Origin of the sequence: Pseudoalteromonas sp. S8-8 (assembly GCF_000497875.1) — a bacterium.
Lineage (GTDB): Bacteria > Pseudomonadota > Gammaproteobacteria > Enterobacterales > Alteromonadaceae > Pseudoalteromonas > Pseudoalteromonas arctica.
Genome location: NZ_AUTR01000065.1, coordinates 1 through 23,515, shown reverse-complemented (window position 1 = coordinate 23,515; position 23,515 = coordinate 1). Strand labels below are relative to the sequence as shown.

The following is a 23,515-nucleotide window of genomic DNA, read 5'->3' as shown; positions in this document are numbered from 1 at the left end:
TAAAAATTGTATATTTAAATTTTATTACTTTGCTTTTGCTGCATTTTTTGTTGTAACGAAACCACATTAGATACATTAAATAGAATATTGCTGGCAAAGTTTTCAAAATATTTAAGGGCTTTTTTCCAAGCGAGCTGGCTCTCAGGAGTAAAGTGTTTACCAAGGTGCTCTTTAAGGGTTTCGTAAAACGCATCAGATAATAGTGCAATGTCATTTTGTGAAACACTGCTTTTTTTTAGGTACATTAAATGATGTGCTAAAAAAGGAGCTACCGATGCTGGCTTATCTAAATGTTTAACAATTCGTTCTAACACACAAAAAAGGGTAAAACTCTTTTCGTTAAATTGTAAGGCTGTTGGGTAATTCATTTCAATGCTAGATTCAGCCAATTTACTGTGAAATCGAGCCGTGAATGCATGAAAATTTGGCTTAATAATTGTTAAGTTATTTAACAATGCTGATTGTTGTTGGTTCATTTTTATCTCGCTGCAGTGAGTAATAACTATTATTATTAAGTGGCATAAAATTGATTATAGCGGGCAGATAAAATTCTGCACGTTTTTTTAGTGTTAAAGTATGGGTTTTAGTTATATCAATTTATTTTCTGGTAAATTGTAAGCATCTAGAAGGTACTAAGGTAGCTCAAATTTAGTTTGTTTGATTTTCACTCAAAAATAATAAGCTGTAATATTTAATAATTTAGATACAGCATTTTATAAAATTGATTGATTACTTATGTTACTTATATATACATTAAATTAGCATCTTGACGAATTGGAAATTTTATAAACTAATTGCGTATTATAGTTGCTAATCATCCCGTACATCCTTATAATAGCTGCCATTGTTTAGCATGTTGTAAAACAGCTAACAGCGATATTAAATTTAAAGTTTGATATCTATTGGCGCGGGATGGAGCAGTCTGGTAGCTCGTCGGGCTCATAACCCGAAGGTCGTCGGTTCAAATCCGGCTCCCGCAACCAATTCTACTAGTAGGTATTACCTTACTAATTTATATCGCGCATTCTAAGTAATGCGCGTTTTGCGTTTTAGACTATGTAGTTTAATTAGGTCAGTTTACTGACTCGCAACCAAGCTTGGCCCTAGGCCACACAGTTTTATGCTTTATTGGTGTGACGCCCCGCTTGGTTCGGGGCGTTGTTGTATCTGCACCTTGCGATTTGTGGCAATTGTCATCAAATTAAAACTTAAACTCAGTATTTTAGGGCTATAAGCCCTTTTTTTGTTTGTATGGAGGATTTTCGTGACAAAACTTGAACAAGATTTAGTAACCATGTTAACGCCTGCGGTAGAAATGTTAGGCTTTGAATTGCATGGTCTTGAATTTGTGCAAGCGGGTCGCCATTCTACCTTAAGAGTATATATTGCTCATGAGGATGGGATCTCAGTTGATAACTGTGCGGATGCAAGTCGCCAAATTAGTGCGATTTTAGACGTCGAAGACCCAATTACAAATGAATATGATTTGGAAGTATCGTCTCCTGGTGTTGATCGTCTATTATTCAAACAAGATCACTACGAGCAGGCGCAAGGAGAGGAAGTACGCGTGCGTACTAAACTTCCACAGGATGGTCGTCGTAATTTTAAAGGCGACTTAGTAGCAGTTAGCAGCGATATGATCACACTATCTAGCGATGGTGCAGAGCATCTGATCATGCTTAGTAACATCGAACGTGCGAATTTAATCGCGAAGTTTTAAATTCGAGTGCGAAGGAATAGGGCAAGCGAGGCATTACCCATGGCAAAAGAGATATTATTGGTTGCTGAAGCCGTTTCCAATGAGAAAGCGGTTCCAAAAGAAAAGATTTTTGAAGCTCTAGAGTTCGCTTTAGCGACAGCTACAAAGAAAAAACACGATGGCGAAATTGAAGTACGCGTAGCAATTGACCGTAAAACCGGTGATTACGATACGTTCCGTCGTTGGCAGATTGCCGCTGTATTAGAAGATGGTTCTTTAGAGAACCCATACAGCGAAATCACTCTAGAAGCAGCACAGGTTGAAGAACCTGATTTGCAAATGGGTGATTATGTTGAAGAGCAAATCGACTCAATCAAATTTGACCGTATTACAACACAAATGGCTAAGCAAGTTATCGTACAAAAAGTACGTGAAGCTGAGCGCGCTTTAGTTGTTGAAGCATATAAAGATCAAGAAGGCGAGCTGGTAACGGGTGTTGTTAAAAAAGCAACTCGCGATGCAATCGTACTTGATTTAGGTAACAACGCAGAAGCGGTAATTTACCGTGATGACATGTTACCACGTGAAAACTTCCGCCCGGGTGACCGTATCCGTGGTCTTTTATATGAAGTTAAGCCTGAAGCACGCGGTGCACAATTATTTGTAACGCGCTCTAAACCTGAAATGCTAATGGAATTATTCCGCATTGAGGTGCCAGAAATTGGCGAAGAGATGATTGAATTACGTGCAGCAGCACGTGATCCAGGTTCACGCGCTAAAATTGCTGTTAAATCTAACGACAAACGCATTGACCCAATTGGTGCATGTGTTGGTATGCGTGGCGCACGAGTTCAGGCTGTATCGTCAGAACTTGGCGGTGAGCGTGTTGATATCGTACTTTACGATGACAACCCGGCACAATTTGTTATCAATGCAATGGCGCCAGCAGAAGTTGCTTCAATCGTAATGGATGAAGACACTCACTCAATGGATATCGCTGTAGAAGCAGATAACCTAGCGCAAGCAATTGGTCGTAATGGTCAAAACGTTCGTTTAGCAAGTCAGTTAACTGGCTGGGAACTAAACGTAATGACTGTTGAGGACATGCGTACTAAAAATGAAGCTGAATCTGATAAGTTACTTAACTTATTCACTGAAAATTTAGAAATTGATGATGAGTTTGCATCATTACTTATCAACGAAGGTTTCTCGACACTTGAAGAAGTGGCGTATGTACCAGCGTCTGAATTTTTAGAAATTGATGGTCTTGATGAAGAGACTGTAGATTTACTGCGCTCACGCGCAAAAGATGCATTGACAACTAAAGCACTTAAAACGGAAGAAAGCTTAGATGGCGCAGAGCCAGCTGAAGACTTACTTGCGCTTGAAGGCTTAGAGCGTCACTTAGCATTTGTTATGGCAAGCAAGGGTGTTGTTACACTTGAAGACTTGGCAGAACAAGGTATTGACGAATTAGTTGATATCACAGAACTTTCATCTGAAAAAGCGGGTGAACTGATTATGGCTGCACGAAACATTTGTTGGTTTGCAGACGAGTAATTTATTAACGGAGGTATTACACACTATGGCAGAAGTAAATGTTGAAAAACTAGCCGGCGATATAGGTACGACTGTTGATAAATTGCTACAGCAGTTTTCACAAGCAGGTATCACCAAGCAAGCAACTGATAACGTAACAGAAGCTGAAAAAGCAACGTTACTTGATCATTTAAGCAAGCATCATGGCGGTACAGGTTCAGATGGCCCAGCGCGTATGACTTTACAACGTAAGAGCAAAAGCACTTTAAGTGTTACGGGCTCTACTGGTAAAGCAAAAGATGTTCAAGTTGAAGTTCGCAAAACACGTACTTACGTGAAGAAAAGCGCAATGGAACAAGAACAAGAGCAAGCTCGCTTAGCTGCTGAAGAAAAAGTGCGTCTTGAAGAGCAGCAAAAAGCTGACCAAGAAGCCGCAGAATTAAAAGCGAAACAAGAGGCAGAACGCAAAGCGAAAGAAGAAGCCGACCGTAAAGCCAAAGAAGAAGCTAAACGCAAAGCTGATGCAGAGCGTAAAGCGAAACAAAAGCAGATGACCCCAGAGCAAAGTGCTAAGTCTGAGAAAGATCGCATAGAAGCTGAGCGTCTGCAAAAAGAAGCAGAAGAGGCCGCATTGAAGAAAGCTGAAGAAGAAGCGAAACGTCAAGCAGAAGAAGCAAGAAAGCTAGCTGAAGAAAACTCGGCACGCTGGAAGAAAGAAGAAGAAGAACGTAAGAAACGCGAAGAAACAGCGGATCACCATCTTACGACTTCTACTTATGCACGTGAAGCAGAAGATGTTGCCGATGCTCGTGATGAGCAAGGTACACGCCGTGCTAAGAAAAAGAAAAAAGCGCCAGCAAAAGATAAATTTGCAGCGTCAAGAGGCCGTAACAAGTCTAAGTTAAAAGCACCTGCATCATTACAACATGGTTTCCAAAAACCAACTGTTGATGTTAAAAACGAAGTGCGTATTAGCGAAACAATTACAGTAGCTGAGCTTGCATCACGCATGGCCGTTAAAGGCGCTGAAGTTGTTAAAACAATGATGAAAATGGGTGACATGGTTACTATTAACCAAGTGATTGACCAAGAAGCTGCACAATTAGTTGCAGAAGAAATGGGTCACAAGGTTATCATTGTTAAAGAAAACGAATTAGAGCAAACAGTACTTAATGACCGCCACGAAGATGGTAAGTCAGAGCCACGTGCTCCAGTAGTAACTGTAATGGGTCACGTTGACCATGGTAAAACATCAACTCTTGATTACATTCGTTCTGCGAAGGTTGCTTCTGGCGAAGCCGGTGGTATTACACAGCATATTGGTGCATACCATGTTGATGTAAACGGTCACATGATCACCTTCTTAGATACACCAGGACATGCTGCATTTACTTCAATGCGTGCTCGTGGTGCTAAAGCGACTGATATCGTAATCCTAGTAGTTGCAGCAGATGATGGCGTTATGCCACAAACTAAAGAAGCGGTACAGCATGCTCGTGCAGCTGGCGTTCCTTTAATCATCGCAGTAAACAAAATGGATAAAGAAGGCGCAGATCCAGATCGTGTTAAAAACGAACTTGCTGTACTAGACGTTATTCCAGAAGAATGGGGCGGCGATACGCAGTACGTTCATATCTCAGCTAAAACTGGCTTAGGTATTGACGACCTTCTTGAAGCAGTATTGAACCAATCTGAACTTTTAGAGCTTTCTGCACCTACTGAAGGTATGGCGGCTGGTGTTGTTATTGAATCTCGTCTTGATAAAGGCCGTGGTCCAGTAGCATCAGTACTTGTTCAATCTGGTACGCTTAACCAAGGTGACATTGTATTATGTGGTCTTGAGTATGGCCGTGTTCGTGCAATGCGCGATGAAAACGGTAAAGACATTAAGTCAGCTGGTCCATCTATTCCAGTTGAGATTTTAGGTCTTTCTGGTATTCCAGCTGCAGGCGACGAAGCGACTGTAGTTAAAGATGAGCGTAAAGCGCGTGAAGTTGCTTTATACCGTCAAGGTAAGTTCCGCGATGTTAAACTAGCACGTCAGCAAAAAGCTAAGCTTGAAAACATGTTTACTAACATGACTGAAGGCGATGTTTCTGAAGTTAACGTGGTACTTAAAGCAGACGTTCAAGGTTCTATCGAAGCAATCTCTGATTCACTAACTAAACTTTCTACTGATGAAGTGAAAGTGAAGATTGTTGGTTCAGGTGTTGGTGGTATTACCGAAACTGATGCAACACTAGCTGCAGCGTCTAACGCAATTGTAGTTGGCTTTAACGTTCGTGCTGATGCTTCAGCTCGTAAAGTTATCGAGACTGAAAACTTAGACCTACGTTACTACAGCGTAATCTACAGCTTGATTGACGAAGTTAAACAAGCAATGTCAGGTATGCTAGCGCCAGAGTTTAAACAAGAAATCATTGGTCTTGCTCAAGTTCGTGACGTATTCAAGTCTCCAAAAATTGGCGCAATCGCTGGTTGTATGGTTACTGAAGGTGTTATTAAACGTAGCGCTCCAATCCGTGTACTACGTGAAAACGTTGTTATCTATGAAGGTGAACTTGAGTCACTTCGTCGCTTTAAAGACGATGTTGCTGATGTTCGTAACGGCATGGAATGTGGTATCGGCGTTAAGAACTACAATGACGTACGTGTTGGTGACCAAATCGAAGTATTCGAAACAGTTGAAGTACAACGTACTCTATAATTGTTACTAGGGAGTATTGAACGCTCAGGTTAACGCCGGACGTTCTACACACCCTACGCTAAGATTTTAAATGGGGGCTTAGCCCCCATTTGCATATCCATTATTTAGTTAACTTATTATTTAATTTCAATAAGTTATTATTTTAGGACAAGTATAATGAGAGAATTTTCTCGCACTGATCGTGTTGCACAGCAAATCCAAAAAGAGATTGCTGTAATTTTACAACGCGAAATTAAAGATCCACGCTTAGGTATGGTGACAGTGTCAGCGGTAGAAGTATCGCGCGATTTATCTTATGCCAAAATTTTCATTACTGTGTTTAACACACAAGATGAAGACGCAGCAAAGCAAAGCGCAAAAGTACTTAATGAAGCAACGGGCTATATTCGCTCGTTACTTGGTAAGCGTATCCGTGCACGTATAATGCCTGAGTTAAAGTTTGTAGTTGATAACTCATTAATGGAAGGTATGCGTATTTCTAACTTAGTGGATTCTATTATCCGCGAAGATAACGCAAAGCATGTAGATGAAGACGTAGAAAGTGTTGATGCTGCTGATGTTTCAGATAGCGAAGAAGGTACTGATCACGTAGACGATACAGATAGCGAAGAAGGCACTGATACAGATGGCAAAGCGCAGTAAAGGCCGTGCAGTTGACGGTATTTTGTTGTTAAACAAACCTGAAGGCATTTCATCAAATAAAGCATTACAGCAAGCAAAAAGTGTTTATTTTGCGCAAAAAGCTGGGCACACAGGTGCTTTAGATCCACTTGCTACAGGTATGCTGCCAATTTGTTTTGGTGAAGCGACTAAGTTTACGCAGTTTTTACTCGATACAGATAAAACCTATATAGTTCGTGCACAACTGGGTGAGCGTACAACAACATCAGATTCTGATGGCGAAATTGTTAGCACTAAAGATGTGAACGTTACGCGTGAACAGCTAACAAAAGAAATAGCTGCTTTTGTTGGTGAGTCTGAACAATATCCGTCAATGTACTCAGCTCTTAAGTACCAAGGTAGACCGTTATATAAGTACGCGCGCGAAGGTATTGAAGTTCCTCGTAAATGCAGAAAAATAAACGTGTTTAGCTTATCGTTTGACGAATTTGATGAGCAAAGCAATGTATTACAAATGACGGCCCATGTATCTAAAGGGACCTACATTCGTACTATCGTTGATGATTTAGGCGAAAATCTAGGCTGTGGCGCACACGTTATTATGCTCCACAGAACCGCTGTTGGTCAGTATCCGGCAGATAAAATGGTCTCGCTAGATGAGATTGAAGCGTTGCTTGCTAAAGCGAAAGAAGAAGAGCTTGCGCCTTCAACTTATTTAGACTCGCTATTGCTACCAATTGATACTGCTTTAACTGATTTACCCGTTGTTGAAATTACAAAAGAACAAGGGGGGATTTTTAGTCACGGGCAAGCTGTAGAATTATCAATCGCTTTACCTGATGGTGCAATTAAAGTTGTTGCGGATAATATATTTATTGGTACTGGTGAGCGCAACTCAAACGGTCATTTAAAGGTTAAACGTGGTCTTGCTAGTCAGCAAGACGATTATGTAAAGCCTGAATAAGCAACTAATGTGCCTAACGGTGGCTTATTAGTTGTAGTTGGGGATAATTAGCTTGTAGTTATTCCTACAGTTGGTAGAATACGCCCGCTTAATCGTTTTGGCTGAATTAGTGATCGGCTAAGACACCTTTTAAATTTAATTTTTGGAGTTACTATGTCACTAAGCAATCAAGAAAAAATCGATATCATTGCTAAATTTGCACGTGCAGAAGGCGATACAGGTTCATCAGAAGTACAAGTAGCATTACTTACTTTTGACATCAACAAGCTTCAAGGTCACTTTGCTGATCACAAGCATGACTTCCACTCACGTCGTGGTCTGCTTCGTAAAGTAAGCACTCGCCGTAAACTACTTGATTACCTTAAAGGTAAAGACATCACTAGTTATACTGCGTTAATCAAAGAACTTGGCCTACGTCGCTAAGAACTAGATTATAGAAAAAGGAGCTTTTTAGCTCCTTTTTTTGTGCCTGAAATTTGTGTTTCCAAATTAAGAAAATTCTTAAACCTATTGAATTATAATATAAACCCCCCATTTCATAGCCTACCAATAGCTGTTGTATTTACCCGCTAATTAGCCCAGTTTAAATCTAGTAGCTAGTGTGTGTTGACCTTTCGTGATTAATTTTGTAGCTGTATGTTTGGTCTTTAGGCAAGGCAGCGCCTATGTAGTGTGGTTATTCCCCATAAATAGGCGATAACGCAGCATAAATGCCAAACATGCGCTGCCCTGCGGGTTCATCCTAGGGGCGATTAACTCTTTGTTGCTCGATTTTTACTTAGCCCACTAGGTTACAAATCTCGCGCCGTGATTAAATCGACCCTAGATTGAACAAATTTCAATCCACAAAGATCAACACACCCTAGACTCGCATTTTGAAGCAGCTTTGGTATATACTATGCGCGTAGGTAAAAAGGTTTATCTACGCTTATTCACATCATTGCCAATTGTAGTACTTAATTGATTTCCAACTGAATACAATTATGTACTGTAATTGGTACTTTGATGACAACTTATTAGAATACATTTAAGGAATATTTTAAGTGCAAGCAATTATTAAAGAATTCAAACTAGGTCAACATACAGTGACTCTAGAAACTGGTGCAATCGCTCGTCAAGCAGACGGCGCTGTACTTGCAAGCATTGGCGACACTTCAGTTTTAGTAACTGTTGTTGGTAAGCGTGAAGCACAACCTGGCCAAGACTTTTTCCCACTAACAGTTAACTACCAAGAGCGTATGTATGCTGCTGGTCGTATCCCAGGTGGTTTCTTAAAGCGTGAAGGTCGTCCTAACGATGGCGAAACACTTATTGCACGTCTTATTGACCGTCCAATTCGTCCACTTTTCCCAAGCGGTTTTGTAAACGAAGTACAAGTTATTGCTACTGTTGTTTCTGTTAACCCTGAAATCCAACCTGATATGGTTGCGATGATTGGTACTTCAGCAGCACTTGCTATCTCTGGTATCCCGTTCAGTGGTCCAATTGGTGCATCTCGCGTTGGTTACATCAACGGCGAATACGTACTTAACCCTACATTAAAAGAGCTTGAAGAAAGCCAACTTGATTTAGTGGTAGCCGGTACTGATAAAGCTGTACTTATGGTTGAATCAGAAGCTAACGTACTTGCAGAAGACGTAATGCTTGGCGCTGTTGTATATGGTCATGAGCAATCTCAAGCGATCATCACTGCAATCGAAGAATTTAAAGCAGAAGCAGGCAAGCCTACTTGGGATTGGACTGCACCAGCTAAAAACGTTGCACTAGAAGATAAAGTTGCAGCAATTGCTGCTGATAAAGTAGGCGCAGCTTACTTAATCACTGATAAAGTAGCGCGTAAAGAAGCACTTGGCGAAGCGAAGGACGAAGTTGTTGCAGTATTAACAGCTGAACTTGCTGAAGGCGAGTCTCTAGACAAGCAAGAAGTTGGTAAAATCTTCGGTTCACTTGAGAAGAAAATCGTTCGCGGCCGTATCGCTGCTGGCGAAAAACGTATCGATGGTCGTGAACCAGATATGATTCGTGCACTGGATGTAATGACTGGCGTATTACCGCGTACTCACGGTTCTGCTATCTTTACTCGTGGCGAAACTCAAGCGTTAGTAACAGCTACACTTGGTACAGAACGTGATTCACAGTTAATCGACGATTTAACGGGTACTCATAAAAACCACTTTATGCTTAACTACAACTTCCCTCCATTCTGTGTCGGTGAAACTGGTTTTGTTGGTTCTCCTAAGCGTCGTGAAATCGGCCATGGTAACCTTGCTAAGCGTGGTATTGCTGCTGTAATGCCAACATTGACTGAATTCCCATATTCAATCCGTGTAGTATCTGAAATCACTGAATCAAACGGTTCATCTTCAATGGCTTCTGTATGTGGTACTTCACTTGCACTTATGAATGCCGGTGTACCAATTAAAGCGTCTGTTGCCGGTATTGCGATGGGTCTAGTTAAAGAAGACGATAAATTCGTTGTTCTTTCTGACATCTTAGGTGATGAAGATCACTTAGGTGACATGGACTTTAAAGTTGCTGGTACAGCTGCAGGTATCACTGCACTTCAAATGGATATCAAAATCGAAGGTATCACTCAAGAAATCATGCAAATTGCGCTTAAACAAGCAAAAGCTGCACGTTTACATATCTTAGAAGTGATGGACGAAGCAATTTCTGCTCCTTCTGAAGAGCTATCAATGTTTGCTCCTCGCATATACACAATGAAAATCCCACAGAAGAAAATCGCTGAAGTTATCGGTAAAGGTGGCGCAACTATTCGTCAGCTTACTGAAGAAACTGGTACAACGATTGAAATCGGTGACGACGGTACAATTAAAATTGCCGCTACTGATGGCGAAAGTGCAGCTAATGCAATTAGCCGTATTGAGCAATTAACAGCTGAACTTGAAGTAGGTACTATCTACGAAGGTAAAGTTGTACGTATTGTTGATTTCGGTGCGTTTGTAAACATTCTTCCTGGTAAAGATGGTCTAGTACATATTTCTCAAATTAGTACTGAGCGCGTTAATAACGTGGCTGATCACCTTTCTGAAGGTCAAGAAGTTAAAGTTAAAGTACTAGAAGTAGATCGCCAAGGCCGTGTACGTCTAAGTATTAAAGAAGCAATGGAATCAGCAGCACCTGCAGCTGACGCGCCAACTGATGCGTAATTGCTAACTTATTAATCTAGTTATATTAGCTAGATGATAAAAAAGGGGCTGTTTAGCCCCTTTTTTTATGCTTTAATGAAACCTTATTGGACAAGGTCTGTCTTATATTAATCGCGATATATCTTGGTATTAAGGATTTTAATGATACTCAAACATTTAGCTTTGGCATCTTTTGCTATTTTGTCTTTAAGCGCTTGCCAAACTACAACAGAATCAGAACCAACCCCGATTGTTAATGTGCCATTTACTGCACCTTTAGCTTCTGACTTTAGAAGTGAAATTGCTATTGCACGCTACTCAGAGCTATTAAATAGAGCCGACTTAAGCGAAGAGCAACAAGCTAAGCTTTATTACGACCGTGGTGTACTTTTTGATAGTCTAGGTATGACAACTCTTTCGCGTATTGATTTTAATCGCGCAGTAAAGCTTAAGCCTGATTTAGCTGAAGTGTATAATTTTTTAGGTATTCAACATACGCTTATGCAGCAGTATGAAAAAGCCTATGAGTTTTTCGATTCTGCCCTAGAACTTGATGAAGAGCATGAATACGCCTATTTAAATCGTGGTATCGCACTGTATTACGGCGACAGAGCAGGCCTTGCTAAAAATGATTTTAATGAATTTTTAGCTCGCTCTCCAAAAGATCCGTACCGAGTTTTATGGGTTTATTTAGCACAAGCACAAGAGGATAAAGCCGTTGCGCTTGATGCACTTAAACAAAATGCCACTGCGCTTGATGAATCACAATGGGCGTATCAGTTAATTTCTCTTTATACGGGGGATATGAGTGAACATGCATTTTTATCTGGCATTAGTGATGGTGTTAGAACTGAGCAAGAATATGCGCAGCGTTTATGTGAAGCTTATTTTTATTTAGCTAAAATGCATCAAGCAGCAGGTGAGCTGTATTTAGCATCAGACTACTTTAGGCTTGCGCTAGCAACTAATGTACACGAGTTTATTGAGTACAAATATGCGCGTTTAGAGCTTGAGTTGATGCAAGGTGTTGACGCAAGTTAAGCGTTTTAAATTAATAGGTGTATTACTATATTGTTTGTTAATTACAGGCTCGAGTAATCACCTTGGCGCTATTGGCTTTTGGCATGTTTTAAATACAAAAGCCAATGTTCTACAAAGCTATTGGAATTCACCAGTTTATTTTTTTGATCACCTAGAGCAGTTACCAAAGACCTCTTTAGCTATACTCGCTCGCAGTAAAATTTCCTCAGCACAATATATGTATTCTCTTAAGCTTATTAAAAGCAGCCAGAGTGATACTGCAAAACAATTTTGGCTCTCCGCTATAAATGACTTAACAATCCCAGAGCGTAAAATATTAGCAGCAAAGTTGCTTGAACAATCACGTTGGAGCGATTTAGAGTTACTTGCTAGTAAAAATAAATTACCAGCAGGGGATGTGCTAAATCATCTTAAACTTCAATTAAAAACACCACAGAGTAAAATATCTACCGCGTTTATCCACGATCTCGGTTTTTCATCTTTAAGAAATATAAGCAAACCTAATAAGCAATGTATGTTTAACGTGCTGACTATGAGCGATCATCGTAGTGGCTTATATAAACTTACAGAGTTTATTAATGCTTATAATAAACAACCAGAGCCCCGTGAAAATATTTTTTGCTTTTCAAAACCAGTTTACGTTGCGGGTATGCTTGAGTGCAAAAGTAGTACTAGTCAAATAGCAAAGTGTGACTGGCAATTATCTAAACTTAATAACCAGCTTCCTAACAATTATGATTTTATAGTGATGATGCCAAAAGGCGGAACGGCTAATGTCACTAAGGGAACAATGCTAATAAACTCAAAAGCAAAATACAGTGTGTTTTTGCATGAGCTGATGCATTTTAACGGTTTTGAAGATGAATACGCTTTGCCTAAAACTAAGCAAGCATGGTTGTGTGCAAAAACAGGTTTTGTTGCACCTAATTTATTTATTTCTCATGGTGAGTCGCCGCCAACAGGTTGGCATAAAGCAAAGAGTTGCCAGGTAGGAGGTATTGCTTATAAACCTAGTGAAAATTGGTCTATTATGCAATATCAGCAGTTAGGGCTCTCAGCGCAGTATAGACAACTTTGGTTGAAACATTTAGATATGACCAATGGTAACTTTCATCGTCACCCTGGCGCGCTTACATTTGCAAATAAGGCCATATTAAATTAACAATTATCAGTATTAATTAATTGTTTTTTTAGGCTTAATAAATTGTTAGTTCTTGTTTAAAAAACACCCATACAGAACCGCTTTTTATAGACAAAATCAGTGTTTTTCAGTATAACTATAGTCATTAATGTCGTTTAAAAACAGGCAGTAAAAGCATCACTTAGTATTAAAAAGAGATGCCCTGATAAACTTATGATAATAAAAGGCCCTACATTATGACTTTGCTCTGGATACCCTTGTTATCCTTAATTGGCAGTGTTATTTCTGCATGCACAGGTAAGTTATCCCGCAATTTAAGCACTAGTTTAACGGCTCTTGCGCCTTTGACGGCTTTGGGGATTACTCTATACCATGCACCTGCCGTTTTAGCGGGCGAAACCATTCGTTATTCTTTAGCTTGGATCCCGTCAATAGGACTCGATTTGTCTCTGCGGTTAGACGGCCTCAGTTTATTGTTCATGTTTATGATTTTAGGCATAGGCTTGCTCGTTATCCTCTACACCCGTTACTACCTAAGCGCTAATGACTCAATGGCTAAGCTATATAGTTACTTAATGCTATTTATGACTGCAATGCTTGGTATTGTTATGTCTAACAACGTCATTCAACTGTGGTTGTTTTGGGAATTAACGAGCATCAGCTCATTTTTATTAATTAGTTTTTGGTGGCATAAATCAGAAGCGCGAAAAGGCGCACGTATGGCGCTTGCTGTAACAGGCGCGGGCGGCTTAGCGTTACTTGCTGGATTGATGCTATTAGGTGATATTGTTGGTAGTTACGACCTAGATGTTATTCTAGCGAGTAAAGCAATAATTCAATCTCATGATTTATACGAAGTAGCATTGGTATTGGTGCTACTGGGTGCGTTTACTAAATCGGCACAATTTCCATTTCACTTTTGGCTTCCTCATGCAATGGCAGCGCCTACGCCAGTAAGCGCGTATTTACATTCTGCGACGATGGTAAAAGCCGGTATATTTTTGTTAGCACGTTTTCATCCTGCTTTGGCAGGCACCGATACTTGGTTCTTGCTCGTTGGGTTAACGGGTTTAGCTACGCTGTTGTTTGGTGCTTATATAGCACTATTTAAACACGACTTAAAAGGCTTGTTAGCCTATTCAACAATAAGCCATTTGGGTTTAATAACGCTATTACTCGGACTTGATACTGAGCTTGCGACTGTTGCTGCTATTTTTCACATAATTAACCATGCAACGTTTAAAGCGTCGTTATTTATGGCCGTTGGTATTATTGATCACGAAACGGGCACGCGCGATATGCGTAAATTAAATGGTATGTGGCGATACTTACCATACACTGCAACGCTTGCGATGGTCGCGGCGGCTGCAATGGCAGGAGTTCCTTTACTAAATGGCTTCTTGTCTAAAGAAATGTTTTTTGCAGAAACGCTACACCAGCAAGTGCTTGGTTCTATGTCGTGGTTAATTCCAGTACTGGCAACTGTTGCAGGTGCATTAGCTGTTGCGTACTCAGCACGCTTTATTCATGACGTGTTTTTTAATGGTGAACCAATTGATTTACCTCGTACGCCGCATGAGCCACCGCGCTATATGCGTGTACCAATAGAAATACTCGTTGTGATTTGTTTGTTAGTGGGTATGTTCCCGCACTTTACAATTGATGGCATTTTATCTGCGGCGTCTTTAGCTGTACTTGGAAAAGAAATGCCGGTGTACGAATTGGCTATCTGGCATGGGTTTAACTTGCCTCTACTAATGAGTGCGATGGCGATTGCTGGCGGCTTATTTATTTATATTAATCGTAAATATCTATTTCAATTTCAAGCATCATTACCACCTTTAAACGCTAAAAAGACGTTTGAACGTGTAATTTTAAGTGTTGTTGCTTGGTGTCAGTCAAAGGTAAGCAGTATCGAAAATGGATCGCTGCAGCGCTACCTAGTAATTATGTTAGCGGTGGTATTACTGTGTGCGGGTTGGCCATTATTTGAAATGCAACAACTTGCCGGAAGCATGCCACTTACCCCTGTTGATGTGCACAATGCAATTGGTGCAGGCTTATTGATTATTGGTGCTCTTGCTACCGTTATTTGGCATCGCTCTCGAATGGTGTCGCTATTAATGCTCTCAATTGTAGGATTAATGGTGTCGGTTGTATTTACACGCTTTTCTGCTCCAGATTTAGCGCTTACGCAGCTAACTGTTGAGGTTGTTACTATTATTTTACTTATGCTGGCATTGTTTTTCTTGCCTCAGCATACGCCAAAAGAATCAAGTTCATTACGCGTACTTCGAGACTTAGCAATAGCCTCTACGTTAGGTGTGGTGATAGCGAGTATTTGTTATGCATTACTTACACGTCCATTAGATTCAATCTCAGACTTCTTTATTGCTAACGCTAAAATTGGTGGCGGTGGTACTAACGTAGTTAACGTTATTTTAGTCGACTTTAGGGGCTTTGATACGCTTGGTGAAATTACCGTATTAGGCATTGCCGCATTAGGTATATTTAAAGTACTTTCTCGAATCCCATTATTTATGCCAGCGAGCGACAGCGAAGGGCGCCCATGGGCACGAGAGCGCCATCCAATATTACTGGCGAGTATTTCACAAAGTTTATTACCGCTTGCGTTATTAGTTTCTGCATATATTTTCTTACGTGGACATAACTTACCAGGTGGTGGCTTTATTGCAGGACTGGTAACGTCAATCGCGTTTATTTTGCAATACATGGCGCATGGTACAGCATGGATAAACGAACGCTTTGATGTTAATTATCGCAAAATTATAGCTTCAGGCATTGGTATTTCTTTGTTTACAGGTGTGGGTAGTTGGTTCTTCGATAAGCCATTTTTAACAACTTGGTTTGACTACTTTGATATTCCGTTTGTCGGTAAAACAGAGCTTGCCAGCGCGATTGCATTTGACCTAGGTGTTTACTTAACTGTTGTAGGCGCTACGTTAATGATTTTAGCAAGCTTAGGTAATATGACAGCAGATACCCAGAAAAAAGAGGTAAATATTTAATGGAATTATTGTACGCATCTTGCGTTGGAGTATTGGTCAGTTGCGGTGTGTTTTTACTGCTAAGAGCTCGTACGTTCCCTGTAGTACTTGGGCTTACTATGATTTCATACGCTGTTAACTTATTTTTGTTTTCAGCAGGTCGCCTTACTATTAATAAAGCGGTAGTACTTGGTACTGGCACAGAATACGCCGATCCTCTACCTCAAGCATTAGTACTAACTGCAATAGTGATTGGTTTTGCGATGACCGCATTTGTGGTTATTTTGGCAATACGTGGGCGCGCCGATTTAGGTAGTGACCATGTTGATGGTTATGTGCCTAACACCTCTGCAGATAATAAGGAGCAAAAATGATCCAACATTTAGCTTCACTACCTATTTTATTACCTATGCTGACGGCTGTTATTTTACTGCTGCCGCCATGTGGTAAAAGCGTCAAAATTCGCCGCTTAGTTTCAATTGTAATGGCAATAGCTACTTTTGCCATTAGTGTGCTTTTACTTGTACATATTAATAATACAGGTATTAATGTTTACGCTATTGGTAGTTGGTCTGCACCATTTGGGATAGTCTTAGTCGCTGATATGCTATCTACCTTATTGGTTACGTTAACTTCACTTTTAGGTTTGGGCGCTATTTTATATGGTAGTGCTGGCGATGATGAAAAGGGCAGCTTTTATCATCCACTTGTTCATTTTTTAATATTGGGTGTAAATGGCGCGTTTTTAACTGGCGATTTATTTAACCTATTTGTATTTTTTGAAGTGTTACTGATTGCATCATATGCACTGTTAATGCATGCAGGTGATAAACAAAACACTCGTGCGGCACTGCAATATGTAATATTAAATTTAGTTGGCTCAAGCGTATTTTTAATCGGTTTGGGTATTTTGTACGGTGTACTTGGTACGCTTAATATTGCAGATATGGCGCAAAAAGTATCACAGCTTTCGGGCGATGATGTATACCTAGCAAAAGCAGGTGGTTTATTACTATTAATTGTATTTGCTTTAAAGGCCGCACTATTACCTCTGCATTTATGGCTTCCAAATACGTATTCAAGCGCTAAACCTGTGGTTGCTGCATTGTTTGCGATTATGACCAAAGTAGGCGTTTACGCCATGCTTCGTGTTTACACGGTGATATTTGGCGAACAAGCAGGAGCGCTTGAACATATGGCGCAGCCTTGGCTTTGGGGCTTAGCAATTGCCACCATTATAGTGGGTGCCATTGGCGTTATGGCAGCGCAAGACTTACGTAAACTCACCTCTAACTTAGTATTAGTATCGGTAGGTACGTTGGTTGCGCTAATTGCATTGCAAAATGTAAATGCCACTGCTGCACTTTTATATTATTTAGTGCATTCAACACTTGTTAGTGCCGCACTGTTTTTACTAGCAGACCTTGTTTCTACGCAGCGCGGTAAAGTTGGTGATAGGCTAGTAGCGGGTCGCTCTGTTAAACAACCATTTTTATTAGGTGTGTGCTTTATTGTTGCAGCTTTAACTGTAGTTGGTATGCCGCCACTATCAGGCTTTGTAGGTAAAATTTGGATACTTAAAGCCACATTAAATAGTGAGCAAGCTTTACTATTTTGGCCTGTATATTTAGTAACAAGCTTTGCGTTGTTGGTAGCGCTTTCGCGTGCTGGCACGACCTTGTTTTGGGAGCATAAAAGTAAAAATAGCGAAAACGCAGATTGTGCAAATGCACACCCGTTGCAGGTAATTGTAATTATAGGTTTACTTGCGTGTTCGCCATTGCTCGTTATTTTTGGCGGACCAATAAGTGAATACATGCTAGGTGCTGCTACTCAGTTACATGATATAAGCGGCGGTATTAATGCTGTACTTAAAGGAGGCATGTGATGAGATTACAAGCCCGTTTTCGTTGGTTACCAACGCCATTTCGTAGCTTATTTTTGTTTATGGTTTGGCTATTGTTAAATAATAGCGTGTCGGTAGGGCACTTAGTATTAGCGACTATTTTTGCAATACTTATCCCAATATTAAGTTTTTCGCTTCGCGAGCCTCAGCCACTAATTTTAAAGCCGGGCTTGGCTCTTAAGCAGTTGCTTATTGTGCTGTACGATATTGTCGTAGCAAATTTACAAGTGGCTTTACTTATACTTGGGCCATCTAAAAATTTGCGTCCGGCATTTATAAAAGTACCGATAGATTTAACTCATGATATGCCAATTACCATATTGGCCAGTAGTGTATCGCTTACACCCGGTACAGTGAGTGCAGAGGTTTACCCAATTGCTGAATCGTTACCTGAGGGTGAAGAGCCAACACAACGCTACTTATTAATACATGTGCTTGACCTTAAAGATGAAGAAGCACTTATCAAACAAATAAAACAACGCTACGAAGCTCCACTAAAGGAGATATTTCAATGTTAGACACCGTATTACTCATTGTTTTTTCGATGATTGGCTTATCATTATTGCTTAATTTATGGCGATTGATCATTGGTCCATCAGTGCCTGATCGTGTTTTAGCGCTCGATACAATGTACATTAACGTCATTGCACTGATTATTTTATATAGCATTAGTATGGATACAGGGCTTTATTTTGAAGCTGCACTGCTTATTGCCATGCTAGGTTTCATAAGTACAGTTGCAGTGTGTAAGTATTTACTACGTGGCGATATAATTGAATAAGGTGAAAACATGATCAGCGAATGGGTTGTATCAATATTATTGTTATTTGGTGGTACGTTTATTTTAATTGGCTCAATAGGCTTAGTTAAACTACCTGACTTTTTTATGCGTTTGCATGGGCCAACTAAAGCAACAACGTTGGGTATGGCAAGTATGCTAATTGCAGCTATGGTTTATTTTGCAAATTCAGGGCATGGCCTAAGTGTTAAAGAAATACTCATTACTATATTTTTACTAATTACGGCACCGATTAGTGGCTACATGCTAATAAAGTCAGCTATTCATCATAAGCTAAAAGCCAAAGAAGGCACTAAAGGCCTAGATAATGTAGAAGACGATTAACATAAAAATATATTTATAAAAGGCCGAATAAATTCATTTTATTCGGCCTTTTTAGTGACTGCTTGTACCCTTTACAAGACTAATTAATAATGTAACTATAAAACGATTATTTATATGAAAGGATATTATTATGGGTAAGGTACTACTTTTATCATTACTGATTTTTTCTAGTAGTTTGTATGCTGAACAAAATATTAAGCAGCAAAAAATAGATGAACTTATTAGTGTAATGAATTTAGATTCAATGGTTGACTCTATGTACGGCCAGGTTGAAGGTATGATGAAAGGCATGTCAGACCAAATGGGCGTTAAGCCTTCTGAACAGGCAATTTTTGATAAGTACTACAGCGACATGACGACGGTATTAAAAACCGAAATGAGCTGGGCCAAAATGCAGCCGATGATGATTAGCGTGTACGACAAACATTTTAGTGAGCAAGAAATTGCCGATATGTTAGCGTTTTATAAAACAGATACAGGGCAAAAAATACTTGAAAAAATGCCTGTTGTAATGCAAGAGTCTATGCAAATGTCACAAAGCTTAATGAAAGATGCTATGCCTAAAATACAAACTTTAGCGCAGCAACTAAGCGACGAATTAGAGCAAAGCCGTAGCGAATCAAACTAGGGCAGCGCATGTTTGGTATTTATGCTGCGTTATCGCCTATTTATGGGGAATAACCACACTACATAGGCTCTGCCTTGCCTAAAGACCAAACAGTCTGCTGTAAATTAAACCACCAATGATCAACACGCCCTTAGATTAATACGCGCCTTACTTAGGCGCTTCTCTCCTGAATTACACCCCCTCCAGATAATACACGCCCGATATCAGCTTAAGTTAATTATGTTTGTGTCATTATATCAATGAGCAACAATACTTAATCAATTTGAGGGATTAAATTCTGCGTTAACAGCGTTAAAAAATTTCTGATATACGAATGCATGGATGCAGAAGCAATTAGTGATAGCAACTAAATAACGAAACCTTTGCCTTGTTATCAACACTATTTTCTTGTCTTAAATTGGTTACTTAATTAAGCGAATTGGTATTATTTTATTAGTTTTAAAATAGTCATTGACCTATGTGTTGCACCTAGGTTTATTATGAAGCTACTGAAACACGACGGAGCTAAATTATGTATGTTAAACAACTCGCCAAGTTAATGGGCGTGACTGCCGATACTGTTCGTCATTACACACGTGTTGGGTTACTTTATCCAATACGCAGTGAAGAAAATGGCTATCAAGAGTATACAAAGCAAGACCAGCAGCGTTTAAAGTTTATTATTAGCTCTCGTCAACTTGGTTTTTCACTCAAAGATATTCAACACATTATAGGCGAGTCAGAGCAGGGGAATTGTCCTTGTCCGTTAACGCGTAAACTCATTACTAAACGCCTAGAAGAAACCGAAGCACTATTTCAAGAAACATTAAAATTACGAAACAGAATGCATGCAGCTCTGGAGCAATGGGATACATCAGCCGATGGTGCAAATGCCAGTGACGTGTGTAGTTTAATAGAATCTTTTGTTGATCCAATAAACGATTCTGCAAATAAGGAGCAGCGTAATGACGACTAATACAAAAGACACCGCGCAAAACTTTATTATTGAAGGCGCTAATTGCGGCAGTTGTGTGGCTAAAATTGAAAAAGCCCTTAATAGCGTGCAAGGCGCGCAAAACGTGGAAATGAACTTTGCTGAGCGTACTGTCCGTGTAGAAGGTAAAGCCCGCGAAAGCACGCTTATTAAAGCAGTCGAAAACATTGGTTATTCAGCTAAGCCAATGAGTAACGAGTCTGATCAAGATGCACTTGATGAAAAAGCAAAGTCGGACGAGGCACATTACAAAAAGCTAATGCGTAATATGATATTAGCGTTAGGGGTCGGTGCACCGTTAATGATATACGGGCTTATTTTTGACATGAGTGTGACCACCGACACACAACGAATAGCATGGTTTTTAGTGGGTATAGTCACGCTTGTGGTTATGGCTATATCAGGTAAACAATTTTACAACGGTGCATGGCAGGCATTCAAAAACCATGCTGCCAATATGGATACATTAATAGCGCTTGGTACAGGTACTGCGTGGTTGTATTCAATGTTTGTGGTAATAGCACCAAACTTATTACCACAAGTCGCAAGACACGTATATTTTGAAGCGTCATCGATGATCATCGGTTTAATTAGTTTAGGGCTCGCTTTTGAAGTAAAAGCACGTGGGCGCACCTCACAAGCAATTAAACGCTTAATTGGCCTGCAACCAAAAACTGCATGCGTAATTCGCGATGGGCAAGAGCAAGACATCGACATTAGTGATGTTGTAAAAAATGATGAAGTACGCGTACGCCCGGGTGAAAAAATCCCTGTGGATGGCGATGTTATTGAAGGCAGCAGTACGGTTGATGAGTCAATGCTTACTGGTGAGCCAATGGCCGTCCGCAAAAAAACGGGCGATAAAGTTGTTGCCGGAAGTATTAACAAAAGTGGCACTTTATTATTTAAAGCCACGCACATTGGTAGCGAAACCACACTTGCCAATATTATCAATATGGTAAAGCGTGCACAAAACTCTAAGCCATCAATAGGGCGCTTAGCTGATGTTATATCAGGAATATTTGTACCAACAGTTATGATTATTGCAGTACTTGCGGGCCTTGCATGGTTAAACTTTGGACCTGAGCCATCAATTGCCTATGCCGTTGTTGCAATAACCACTGTACTTATTATTGCTTGTCCTTGTGCGCTAGGACTCGCAACCCCTATGTCGGTTATGGTAGGTATTGGTAAAGCCGCAGAGTCAGGAATATTAATTCGAAATGGTGAGTCGCTGCAAACAACATCTAAAATTACCACCATGATTTTAGATAAAACAGGCACTATTACTCAAGGCACACCGCAAGTTACCGATGTAGTTACGTTTAATAACAGTGATGAAAATACAGTAATGCAACTTGTTGCAAGCCTTGAAAGTAGCTCAGAGCATCCACTGGCAGAAGCAATTACGGCATACGCTAAAAAGCAGGGCTTAGCTTTAGGTAAAGTAGCCGACTTTGATGCCATTACAGGTAAAGGTGTAACTGGCAGTGTTGACGGGCAAACATTGTTGTTTGGCAATAAAGCGCTAATGGATAAATACGATGTAGCCGTTGATGATGCAACCGAGCAAGCTCAAACACTTGCCAGTGATGCTAAAACGCCCATGTATTTTGCAAGTAATAATAAGCTTCAAGCTATTATTGCAGTAGCAGATCCTATTAAAGAGGATTCAGTTGAAGCTATTAAACGCTTGCAAGATAAAGGTATCCACCTAGTTATGCTAACAGGTGACAACAAAGTCACTGCACAAGCCGTTGCTAAACAAGTTGGTATTGATGACTTTATTGCAGAAGTAATGCCCGATGATAAAGTAAACGAAGTAACAAAACGCCAAGCAAACGGTGAAATAGTGGGTATGACAGGTGACGGTATTAACGATGCCCCCGCACTTGCGCAAGCAGATGTAGGGTTTGCAATTGGCACTGGTACCGATGTTGCAATAGAAAGTGCAGACATTACCTTAATGCGTGGTTCGTTACATGGCCTTGCTGATGCAATTGCAGTGAGTAATGCAACTATTTCAAATATTAAACAGAACCTATTTGGTGCCTTTATTTATAACGTGGCGGGTATTCCGATTGCAGCCGGCGTGTTGTATCCATTTTTTGGAATACTACTTAACCCTGTTGTTGCCGGTGCAGCTATGGCACTTTCATCGCTTACAGTGGTAAGTAACGCTAATCGCTTACGTTTTTTCAAACCAAATAAATCGTAATTTAAGCTAAGGAGTACATTATGTTGATGATTAATATAGGTGGTGCACTGTTAATAGCCGCAATTATTTATTGGTTTTGGCTATACAAACCAGAGCAAACACAAAGTGATGACAACAAAGTAACGATAGTCGTTGATAACGGTGTTTATAAGCCAGGACACATTAAAGTGGCAGCCAACAAAGAGGTTGTACTTACCTTTGATAGAAAAGACAGCGCGCCGTGCGCCGAAACAGTGGTATTTCCACAGCTTGATATAAGTAAAACTCTGGCAATGGGTGATGGCAATACAGTTAAACTACCCGCGCTTGAAGCCGGTGAGTATGACTTTCATTGCCAAATGCAAATGTATAAGGGCAAGCTAGTTGCAGAGTAACCTGAACTAAGTAGGTGTTGGGGTCGTATAGTTGCCTTATAAAAGTTACGAGTAAGAGTCGCTATATTAAATGAATAAATTAAACCCTAAAAAATTATTGAATAGTAAATGGACCGCAACACCTTCTATAAATAAAGAAAAACACTTCATTATTGTTGAGGTAGAATTTGATGAAGATGGCAATGTAATTGAGTGTATTACCGAGGCTGTTATGTCAAAAAATCAATATCCAATTAGTTGGCGAGATTTAAAAGATAACCAAAAGTGGCTACAAGGGTGGAAGTAGTTTAAATCTATATACTTTACCTTCCACTAGGGCGTGTTGATCTTTGTGGATTGAAATTTGTTCAATCTAGGGGCGATTAAATCGCGGCGCGAGGTTTGTAACCTAGTGGGCTAAGTAAAAACCGAGCAACAAAGAGTT

21 protein-coding genes and 1 tRNA gene are annotated in these 23,515 nt (G+C 40.1%); 21 read left to right on the top strand and 1 reads right to left on the bottom strand.

Annotated elements, in window-relative coordinates; genetic code table 11:
* Nucleotides 1-14: 14 nt before the first annotated feature.
* Entirely contained in the window at nucleotides 15-476 is a 462-nt protein-coding gene (locus tag L659_RS0119670; protein WP_010554682.1) for a globin domain-containing protein, read from the bottom strand.
* Between the two features lie 430 nt (nucleotides 477-906).
* On the opposite strand from L659_RS0119670, the gene L659_RS0119665 reads away from it, so the two are divergent.
* The 21 genes from L659_RS0119665 (at nucleotide 907) to L659_RS0119565 (ending at nucleotide 23,377) form a co-directional block, all read left to right on the top strand.
* Nucleotides 907-983 (top strand) — tRNA-Met (locus L659_RS0119665).
* Nucleotides 984-1,264: 281 nt separating this feature from the next.
* The gene (gene rimP, locus L659_RS0119660) at nucleotides 1,265-1,720 is read left to right on the top strand and encodes a ribosome maturation factor RimP (protein WP_002958482.1); all 456 of its coding nucleotides are present in this window, start codon (nucleotides 1,265-1,267) and stop codon (nucleotides 1,718-1,720) included.
* Between the two features lie 39 nt (nucleotides 1,721-1,759).
* Nucleotides 1,760-3,259, top strand: coding sequence for a transcription termination factor NusA (nusA, locus tag L659_RS0119655; RefSeq protein ID WP_007585502.1), 1,500 nt, complete (start codon nucleotides 1,760-1,762; stop codon nucleotides 3,257-3,259).
* A 25-nt stretch (nucleotides 3,260-3,284) separates the two neighbouring features.
* A complete protein-coding gene (gene infB / locus L659_RS0119650; protein WP_007585504.1) occupies nucleotides 3,285-5,945 on the top strand; it encodes a translation initiation factor IF-2 in 2,661 nt (886 codons plus the stop codon).
* Between the two features lie 156 nt (nucleotides 5,946-6,101).
* Nucleotides 6,102-6,587, top strand: coding sequence for a 30S ribosome-binding factor RbfA (rbfA, locus tag L659_RS0119645; protein WP_007585506.1), 486 nt, complete (start codon nucleotides 6,102-6,104; stop codon nucleotides 6,585-6,587).
* A complete protein-coding gene (gene truB, locus L659_RS0119640; RefSeq protein ID WP_007585508.1) occupies nucleotides 6,571-7,530 on the top strand; it encodes a tRNA pseudouridine(55) synthase TruB in 960 nt (319 codons plus the stop codon). The genes rbfA and truB overlap by 17 nt, the downstream gene beginning before the upstream one ends.
* A gap of 153 nt (nucleotides 7,531-7,683) precedes the next feature.
* On the top strand, nucleotides 7,684-7,953 hold the full coding sequence (gene rpsO / locus L659_RS0119635) for a 30S ribosomal protein S15 (protein ID WP_007585509.1): 270 nt from the start codon (nucleotides 7,684-7,686) through the stop codon (nucleotides 7,951-7,953).
* 620 nt (nucleotides 7,954-8,573) lie between these two features.
* Nucleotides 8,574-10,700, top strand: a complete 2,127-nt coding sequence (pnp, locus tag L659_RS0119630) for a polyribonucleotide nucleotidyltransferase (protein WP_024591623.1) — start codon at nucleotides 8,574-8,576, stop codon at nucleotides 10,698-10,700.
* A gap of 141 nt (nucleotides 10,701-10,841) precedes the next feature.
* A complete protein-coding gene (gene nlpI / locus L659_RS0119625; protein ID WP_002958493.1) occupies nucleotides 10,842-11,720 on the top strand; it encodes a lipoprotein NlpI in 879 nt (292 codons plus the stop codon).
* Nucleotides 11,707-12,882 carry a hypothetical protein gene (locus L659_RS0119620; RefSeq protein ID WP_024591622.1) on the top strand — a complete coding sequence of 392 codons (1,176 nt, stop codon included), beginning with the start codon at nucleotides 11,707-11,709 and terminating at the stop codon, nucleotides 12,880-12,882. The genes nlpI and L659_RS0119620 overlap by 14 nt, the downstream gene beginning before the upstream one ends.
* A 215-nt stretch (nucleotides 12,883-13,097) precedes the next feature.
* Nucleotides 13,098-15,890 carry a monovalent cation/H+ antiporter subunit A gene (locus L659_RS0119615; protein WP_024591621.1) on the top strand — a complete coding sequence of 931 codons (2,793 nt, stop codon included), beginning with the start codon at nucleotides 13,098-13,100 and terminating at the stop codon, nucleotides 15,888-15,890.
* The gene (locus L659_RS0119610; protein WP_010554685.1) at nucleotides 15,890-16,243 is read left to right on the top strand and encodes a Na+/H+ antiporter subunit C; all 354 of its coding nucleotides are present in this window, start codon (nucleotides 15,890-15,892) and stop codon (nucleotides 16,241-16,243) included. The genes L659_RS0119615 and L659_RS0119610 overlap by 1 nt, the downstream gene beginning before the upstream one ends.
* A complete protein-coding gene (locus tag L659_RS0119605; RefSeq protein ID WP_024591620.1) occupies nucleotides 16,240-17,757 on the top strand; it encodes a monovalent cation/H+ antiporter subunit D in 1,518 nt (505 codons plus the stop codon). Before L659_RS0119610 ends, L659_RS0119605 begins: the two co-directional genes overlap by 4 nt.
* Nucleotides 17,757-18,293: a Na+/H+ antiporter subunit E gene (locus tag L659_RS0119600; protein ID WP_007585523.1), complete on the top strand. Its 537-nt coding sequence runs from the start codon at nucleotides 17,757-17,759 to the stop codon at nucleotides 18,291-18,293. Before L659_RS0119605 ends, L659_RS0119600 begins: the two co-directional genes overlap by 1 nt.
* Nucleotides 18,287-18,556 (top strand): K+/H+ antiporter subunit F, encoded by a 270-nt coding sequence (locus L659_RS0119595; protein WP_007378493.1) that lies wholly within the window; start codon nucleotides 18,287-18,289, stop codon nucleotides 18,554-18,556. The genes L659_RS0119600 and L659_RS0119595 overlap by 7 nt, the downstream gene beginning before the upstream one ends.
* Nucleotides 18,557-18,565: 9 nt before the next feature.
* The gene (locus L659_RS0119590; RefSeq protein ID WP_007585525.1) at nucleotides 18,566-18,898 is read left to right on the top strand and encodes a Na+/H+ antiporter subunit G; all 333 of its coding nucleotides are present in this window, start codon (nucleotides 18,566-18,568) and stop codon (nucleotides 18,896-18,898) included.
* Nucleotides 18,899-19,028: 130 nt separating this feature from the next.
* The gene (locus L659_RS0119585) at nucleotides 19,029-19,526 is read left to right on the top strand and encodes a DUF2059 domain-containing protein (protein WP_024591619.1); all 498 of its coding nucleotides are present in this window, start codon (nucleotides 19,029-19,031) and stop codon (nucleotides 19,524-19,526) included.
* 511 nt (nucleotides 19,527-20,037) lie between these two features.
* Nucleotides 20,038-20,481, top strand: coding sequence for a MerR family transcriptional regulator (locus L659_RS0119580; protein ID WP_024591618.1), 444 nt, complete (start codon nucleotides 20,038-20,040; stop codon nucleotides 20,479-20,481).
* Nucleotides 20,471-22,717 carry a heavy metal translocating P-type ATPase gene (locus L659_RS0119575; protein WP_024591617.1) on the top strand — a complete coding sequence of 749 codons (2,247 nt, stop codon included), beginning with the start codon at nucleotides 20,471-20,473 and terminating at the stop codon, nucleotides 22,715-22,717. Before L659_RS0119580 ends, L659_RS0119575 begins: the two co-directional genes overlap by 11 nt.
* Nucleotides 22,718-22,737: 20 nt before the next feature.
* Complete coding sequence (locus L659_RS0119570; protein ID WP_024591616.1) at nucleotides 22,738-23,091, top strand: cupredoxin domain-containing protein; 354 nt, start codon at nucleotides 22,738-22,740, stop codon at nucleotides 23,089-23,091.
* Between the two features lie 70 nt (nucleotides 23,092-23,161).
* On the top strand, nucleotides 23,162-23,377 hold the full coding sequence (locus tag L659_RS0119565; RefSeq protein ID WP_007585532.1) for a TIGR02450 family Trp-rich protein: 216 nt from the start codon (nucleotides 23,162-23,164) through the stop codon (nucleotides 23,375-23,377).
* The last annotated feature ends 138 nt before the right edge of the window (nucleotides 23,378-23,515 follow it).